Origin of the sequence: Pseudomonas sp. RGM2987 (assembly GCF_022952855.1) — a bacterium.
In the GTDB taxonomy this organism is placed as follows: domain Bacteria; phylum Pseudomonadota; class Gammaproteobacteria; order Pseudomonadales; family Pseudomonadaceae; genus Aquipseudomonas.
Map to the genome: position 1 here is coordinate 139920 of NZ_JALJDX010000217.1, position 6649 is coordinate 146568.

Below are 6649 nucleotides of genomic sequence, written 5' to 3' on the forward strand. Positions count from 1 at the left end.
CGCAGCCCAGCGGGAGCAAGCTCCCTCGCCACAAAAGTTTCGCGCAACTTCGAAAAGCCATTCCAACAACAAAAAGTGAGTAAGCACCATGGGTCTCTACGACTACAAACACCTGGGCACCCTTGAATCCAAAGCATTGGTCAGCGATGCGATGGCGATCATGTTGTATTCCTACCACAACCTCGACAACGGCTTTGCAGCCGGCTACCAGCACAACGGCTTCGGGACCGGCCTGCCGGCAACGTTGGTCACCGCGTTGCTGGGCGGCACCGATTCCCAGGGCGTGATCCCCGGTGTTCCGTGGAATCCCGACTCGGAAAAACTCGCCCTGCAAGCGTTGCAAAAAGCCGGCTGGACGCCCATCAGCGCCTCACAACTGGGCTACACCGGCAAAGTGGACGGACGCGGGACGTTCTTCGGCGAGAAGGCCGGCTACACCACCGCCCAGGTGGAGATCCTGGGCAAGTACGACGCCGCCGGGCACCTGACGGAAATCGGCGTGTCGTTTCGCGGCACCAGCGGCCCGCGGGAAAACCTGATCGTCGACTCCATCGGCGATGGGATCAATGACCTGATGGCGGCGCTTGGCCCCAAGGATTATGCGAAAAACTACGCCGGCGAAGCCTTCGGCAACCTGCTCGGCGACGTTGCGAAATTCGCCCAGGCCCACGGCTTGAGCGGTAAGGAGGTCCTGGTCAGCGGCCACAGCCTGGGCGGGCTGGCGGTCAACAGCCTGGCGGACTTGAGCGCCAGCCAATGGTCGGGCTTCTACAACGATGCGAATTACATCGCCTACGCCTCGCCAACCCAAAGCAGCACGGACAAGGTGCTGAACATAGGCTATGAAAACGATCCGGTGTTCCGCGCCCTGGACGGCTCGACGTTCAATCTGTCCTCGGTGGGCGTGCACGATACGCCGCAGGACTCGGCCACCAACAACATCGTCAGTTTCAATGACCATTACGCTTCAGCGACCTGGAATGTGTTGCCGTTTTCCATCCTCAACATCCCCACTTGGATCTCCCATCTGCCCACCGGTTACGGCGACGGTATGGGCCGGGTCATGGGGTCGGCGTTCTACGACCTCACCGAAAAGGATTCCACCGTCATCGTCGCCAACCTCTCGGACCCGGCGCGGGGCAACACCTGGGTCCAGGACCTCAATCGCAACGCCGAGACGCATACCGGCAGCACTTTCATCATCGGCACCGACAAGGACGACCTGATCCAGGGCGGCCAAGGCAATGATTACCTCGAAGGACGCGCCGGCAGCGACACCTTCCGCGACGGTGGCGGCTACAACGTGATCCTTGGAGGGCAGGGCAACAACAGCTTGCAGTTGCAGCAATCGATCAATGATTTGAGTGTCGCCCGGGATGGCGCCGGAACGCTGTACCTGCGCGACGCCCACGGCGGGATCAGCATCACCCGCGACATCGGCACGCTGGTCAGCCAGGAGTCCGGGTTGTTCTGGGGGCTGCTCAAGGATGAGGTGAACCACAGCGTGACCGCCGACGGCCTGCTGGCCGGCAGCCACCTGACGACCTATGCATCATCGGCCCAGGGCAGCGCCGCCAACGATACATTGGTAGCGCGAGCGGCTGGCGACTGGCTGTTCGGCCAGGACGGCAATGACACGCTGGTGGGAGGCAAAGGCAACGACACCTTCGTCGGCGGCACGGGTAATGACCTGATGCAGTCGGGCGGCGGCAGTGACACCTTTATCTTCAATGGCGCGTTCGGCCAGGATCGCATCAGTGGTTTCGACGCCGGGGATAAGCTGGTGTTCATCGGCGTGCAGGGTGCGGGCACCGGTTACGACTACAGCCAGCACCTGAGCCAGGTGGGCAGCGACACGGTGCTCAAGGTTGGCGACAGCGCTGTGACGCTGGTCGGGGTAAACCTGGGGCAGGTGGCGGGCGACGGTATCGTGTTTGCCTGAGGCCCTCATCGCGAGCAAGCTCGCTCCCACAAGGGATCGATGGTGAACTCAGATTTTGCAAACACCCGAGCCCTACTGTGGGAGCGGGCTTGCTCGCGAAAGCGGTGGTTCAGTTAGTATCGATTAACCTGACACACTGTCTTCGCGAGCAAGCCCGCTCCCACAAAGGATCGGGGGTGAATCCAGATCCTCAGGCAACCGACAACCGCTGTGGGACCGAGCCTGCTCGCGATAGCGGTATTCGATTCACCCCCGATCCATCAGGATCAATCTTCCTTGCGAATCGTCGCCACATCATCGGCGCGGACCCGCACTTGCTTGCCAGAGATGTCTTCGAACTCATAGAAGCCGTCTTTGGTCCGGGTATTGGGCGTGTCCTTGGTCAAATACTGGGTGCCGTTCTGCAAAGTCACGACCGTAGGGGACGCGCAGCCGGCCAGCGCAAGGATTGCCACGGCGACCAGGGGCAGGCCCAGAAACCTGATGTTCATAACCATAACCTCTCAAAATCAAAGGACACGGACCGGCTGATTCGATCGCGCCATCACGTTAGTCAACCGCCATTTGTCTCGCTTGCTGTAGGAAAGTTCATCGCTGGCAGAAGGATTTCATCCTGTAAATATAGGAGACCGTTCATCTTCTACAGTTGCCTGGGCTGTTCGTAGCTGATATCTGTACGCATAACCAGTATTCCAGCATCCGTGGCGCTTCTTTCGTGACAGCCAATCCCCTCGACGATCCGTTTTATTACCTGAACAACTTCCAGCGGGTACTCGCCTGGCTGTCTCAACGCTATGCCGATGTACTCAGCAGCGAAGAGCAGCGCTTCATCGAGGATTTCTCCGCGTTGCCGCGCGGGTCCCAGGGGTTGCTGGTGCGGATGGTCATGCGCAAGGGGCTGCGTTTTCGCCACGGCAAGCTCAACTACGGGGAAATTGGCGACATCGGCAGCGCCGTCGCACCGTTGCTGGCCCTGGGTTGGGTTGATGAGCAGGCGCCCCTGGGGCTGGTCGAGCTGTTCGAAGTGCTGCTCAAAGCCGAAATCCTGTCCTGCCTGGGCCACCTGATCGAACAGCCCAAGGCCAGGAAGACCGAGTGGCTCCAGGCCCTGGAAGGCCATTTCAGCCAACCTCAAACGTTTCGCGACTGGTGCCCGCAGCTTGAAGACCGGCTGTACAGCCTGACGGTCATGCCGCTGTGTGATCGGCTACGGTTGCTGTTCTTTGGCAATCTCTACCAGGACTGGTCGGAGTTCGTGCTCGCGGATCTCGGCATCTTCACCTACGAAACCGTTGAATTCAGCGCCGAGTCCCGCGGCTTGCGCAGCCGCCAGGACGTCGATGCCTGCCTGTTCCTCCACGACTGCCAGCAGCGCTTCGAAGCGGGCGAGGCCCTTGAAGAGGTCGTTGCCCAGGTCAACGGCTTGACCCTCGACAATCCGTGGCTGGAGCGGCGTCGCGGCAAGTTGCTGTTCCAGATTGGCCAGCACGGTGAGCGCATCGGCGACTTCGCCCTGGCCTTGTGTATCTATCGCGATTGCACCTACCCCGGAGCCCGGCTGCGGATGATTCGCGTGCTGGAGCGCATCGGTGAATACGCATTGGCCCTCGAGCTGGGCGAAACCGCCGCACAGGCGCCGCAAAATGCCGCCGAGGCCCAGGCGTTGTTCAGGATCGTCCCCAGGCTGCGGCGTAAACTCGGCGGGCCGCCGGTGCCGCGCAGCCTGGCGCGGGAAGTCGAGCGGCTGGACCTGCATCTGCCCAGGATCGATCCGACGCTGTCGGTGGAGTATCACGTCCAGGCCCACCTGCACGATGACGCCGCGCCGGTGCATTACGTCGAGAACAGCCTGATCAACTCGCTGTTCGGCCTGTTGTGCTGGCCGGCGATATTCGCGCCGTTGCCGGGGGCGTTCTTCCACCCGTTCCAGCGCGGCCCGGTAGATTTGCTCAATGAAGATTTCCACGAGCGTCGCGCCGAGCTGTTCGCCGCCTGTTTTGCCGAGCTGGACGATGGCCGTTATCGCCAGACCATCCTGCGACGCTATGCCGAGAAATGGGGCGTGCAGTCGCCTTTCGTGTTCTGGGGCGCGCTGTCCGGGGAGCTGTTGGAGCAAGCCCTCGATTGCCTACCCCCCGAGCACCTCAGGCACTGGTTCCTGCGTCTGTTGCTGGACATCAAGGCCAACCGCGCCGGCATGCCGGACCTGATCCAGTTCTGGCCGCAGCGCAAGGCCTATCGGATGATCGAGGTCAAAGGCCCCGGTGATCGCCTGCAAGACAACCAGCTGCGCTGGTTGGAGTTCTGCCACGAACACCAGATGCCGGTTGCGGTGTGCTACGTGCAATGGGCGGAGCAGGGCGCGTGAACCCGCCGCCGAGCTACAGCATCGCGGTGCGCGCATTGTGTGAATTCACCGCCAAGGTCGGCGACCTGGACCTGCGCTTTACCCCATCGCCCACGGCCTTGGAAGGCATCGCCGGGCATCGCACCGTGGCCTCACGCCGCAGCGAGGGTTACCAGGCCGAGGTCAGCCTCGAAGGCTGCTACCAGAGCCTGAAGGTCAAAGGTCGGGCCGACGGCTACGATCCAACCGGCAATCGCCTGGAAGAAGTGAAGACCTACCGTGGTGACCTGAGCAAGCAGCCAGCCAATCACCGCCAGTTGCATTGGGCCCAGGCGAAAATCTATGGCTGGCTGATGTGCAGTTCGCTGCAACTGCCGCGCATCGACGTGGCCCTGGTGTATTTCGACATCGTCAGTGAAAAGGAAACCTGCCTGACGCAAAGCTTCGAGGCGACGCAGCTCCAGGCCTTCTTTGAAGCGCAGTGCGCGCTGTTCCTGGCCTGGGCCGAACAGGAATTGGCCCATCGACAGGCGCGCAATTGCGGCGCACAGGCCCTGGCGTTTCCCCATGCCGGCTTCCGGACAGGGCAGCGGCACCTGGCCGAGTCGGTGTTCAAGGCCGTCAGCACTGGCCGTTGCCTGATGGCGCAGGCGCCCACCGGGATAGGCAAGACCATCGGCACCCTGTTCCCGATGCTCAAGGCCCTGGCGCCGCAGCAGTTGGACAAGGTGTACTTCCTCACCGCGAAGAGTCCGGGGCGCAAACTGGCACTGGATGCGGCCCAGGTGATCAGCCACAGCGCGCCGTCGATGCCATTGCGTGTGCTGGAAATGATCGCCCGGGACAAGGCTTGCGAGCACCCGGACAAAGCCTGTCACGGCGAGTCCTGCCCGCTGGCTCGCGGTTTTTACGATCGCCTTCCGGCAGCCCGGGCCGCTGCGAGCCAGGTTACCTTGCTCGATCAGGCGGCGCTGCGGGATATAGCCCTGGAGCATCAGATCTGCCCGTATTACCTCAGCCAGGAAATGGCCCGCTGGGCCGATGTGGTGGTGGCCGACTACAACTATTATTTTGACTTCAGTGCCTTGCTCTTTGGGCTGGCCCAGGCCAATGGCTGGAGCGTCGCGACCCTGGTAGACGAAGCCCACAACCTAGTGGAGCGCGGCCGGCAGATGTACAGCGCGACCCTCGATCAGGCGACGCTGGCGGCGGTACGAAAAACCGCTCCCGAGGCGTTGAAGAAAAGCCTGGAACGGCTCAATCGCCAGTGGAACGCCTTGCATGCGGCGCAAATCCCAGCCTACCAGGCGTACGACAAACCGCCGGAAAAACTGCTCCAGGCCATGGCGAGCTGCACCACGGCCATCGGCGATTACCTCAATGATCATCCCCAAGGGCTGGACAGCGGCTTACAAGGATTTTACTTCGAGGCCCTGCAGTTTGGCCGGGTGGCGGAGTCCTTCGACGACAACTTCCTGTTCGACATCCACAAGCGCGAGCTTGGTCGCCAACGCCGCCTGTCGACGCTGTGCCTGCGCAACGTGGTGCCGGCCGGGTTCCTGCGGCCGCGGTTGAAGGCAGCCCGCAGCAGCGTATTGTTTTCTGCGACCCTGAGCCCCCGACACTATTACGCCGACCTGCTGGGTACGCCGGCGGATACGGTGTGGATCGATGTCGAGTCGCCGTTCAAGCCCGAGCAACTGGACGTACAGATCGTCAGCCGGATCTCCACGCGTTTTGCCCACCGCCAGGCGTCCCTGGAGCCGATTGTCGACTTGATGGCTCATCAGTTCGGCGAGCGACCGGGCAACTACCTGGCGTTCTTCAGCAGCTTCGATTATTTGCAGCAGGTCGCCGGGCTGTTCGCCGAGCGCTACCCGGCGATTGCCATCTGGTCGCAATCACGGGGCATGGGCGAAGCGCCGCGACGGGCGTTTCTCGAACGGTTCATGGAGCACAGCCAGGGCATCGGCTTTGCGGTACTGGGCGGCGCGTTCGGCGAAGGCATCGATTTACCGGGTTCACGGCTGATCGGTGCGTTCATCGCCACCCTGGGTCTGGCGCAATTCAACCCGGTCAATGAGCAGATGAAACAGCGCATGGCGGCGATTTTCGGTGATGGCTACGATTACACCTACCTGTACCCCGGCTTGCAGAAGGTGGTACAGGCTGCCGGACGGGTGATCCGCACCCAGCAGGATCGTGGGGTTGTGATGCTGATCGATGACCGGTTTGCCGAAGCCCGGGTGCAGCACTTGTTGCCGCGTTGGTGGTCAGTCAATCAAGAGGGATACAGAACCTGTGGGAGCGGGCTTGCTCGCGAAAGCGTCGGCACATCCGATATCGCCGTAAGCTGACAC

At 61.9% G+C, this 6649-nt stretch carries 4 protein-coding genes; 3 read left to right on the top strand and 1 reads right to left on the bottom strand.

Annotation, left to right across the window (positions count from 1 at the left end; genetic code table 11):
• Positions 1–88: 88 nt before the first annotated feature.
• The gene (locus RGM2987_RS23070; protein WP_245145120.1) at positions 89–1942 is read left to right on the top strand and encodes a polyurethanase; all 1854 of its coding nucleotides are present in this window, start codon (positions 89–91) and stop codon (positions 1940–1942) included.
• A 266-nt stretch (positions 1943–2208) separates the two neighbouring features.
• Here the strand turns inward: RGM2987_RS23070 and RGM2987_RS23075 are convergent, their stop codons facing one another.
• On the bottom strand, positions 2209–2433 hold the full coding sequence (locus tag RGM2987_RS23075; RefSeq protein ID WP_245145121.1) for a YgdI/YgdR family lipoprotein: 225 nt from the start codon (positions 2431–2433) through the stop codon (positions 2209–2211).
• A 224-nt stretch (positions 2434–2657) separates the two neighbouring features.
• Between RGM2987_RS23075 and RGM2987_RS23080 the strand changes: the two genes are divergently transcribed.
• Together RGM2987_RS23080 and RGM2987_RS23085 are read left to right on the top strand one after the other, a co-directional pair.
• Positions 2658–4310, top strand: coding sequence for a VRR-NUC domain-containing protein (locus tag RGM2987_RS23080; protein ID WP_245145122.1), 1653 nt, complete (start codon positions 2658–2660; stop codon positions 4308–4310).
• Entirely contained in the window at positions 4307–6646 is a 2340-nt protein-coding gene (locus RGM2987_RS23085) for an ATP-dependent DNA helicase (RefSeq protein ID WP_245145123.1), read from the top strand. The genes RGM2987_RS23080 and RGM2987_RS23085 overlap by 4 nt, the downstream gene beginning before the upstream one ends.
• Positions 6647–6649: the final 3 nt, after the last annotated feature.

Coding starts and splice junctions, on each gene's coding strand:
- RGM2987_RS23070 (WP_245145120.1), top strand. CDS start 89: ATGGGTCTCTACGACTACAAACACCTGGGCACCCTTGAATCCAAAGCA.
- RGM2987_RS23075 (WP_245145121.1), bottom strand. CDS start 2,433: ATGAACATCAGGTTTCTGGGCCTGCCCCTGGTCGCCGTGGCAATCCTT.